This window comes from Paraburkholderia sp. SIMBA_027 (assembly GCF_046535315.1).
In the GTDB taxonomy this organism is placed as follows: Bacteria; Pseudomonadota; Gammaproteobacteria; order Burkholderiales; family Burkholderiaceae; genus Paraburkholderia; species Paraburkholderia tropica.
In genome coordinates, this window is record NZ_JAWRWY010000884.1 from 1 (window position 1) to 262 (window position 262).

The following is a 262-nucleotide window of genomic DNA, read 5'->3' on the forward strand; positions in this document are numbered from 1 at the left end:
GAACTGGTGATTGAAGACAGTTACTACAATATGCGCGAGAAAGTGGTTGAGCATCCGCATATTCTCGATATCGCCCAGCAGGCGATGCGTGACTGCGATATTGAACCGGAACTGAGACCGATCCGCGGCGGTACCGACGGCGCGCAGTTGTCGTTTATGGGATTACCGTGCCCGAACCTGTTCACTGGCGGTTACAACTATCATGGTAAGCATGAGTTTGTGACTCTGGAAGGTATGGAAAAAGCGGTGCAGGTGATCGTCC

At 52.3% G+C, this 262-nt stretch carries 1 protein-coding gene; it reads left to right on the plus strand.

Translation table 11 applies throughout. The features are described 5' to 3' along the window. On the plus strand, positions 1-262 hold a 262-nt coding region (locus tag SB764_RS41630; RefSeq protein ID WP_410866981.1), incomplete at both ends, for a M20/M25/M40 family metallo-hydrolase.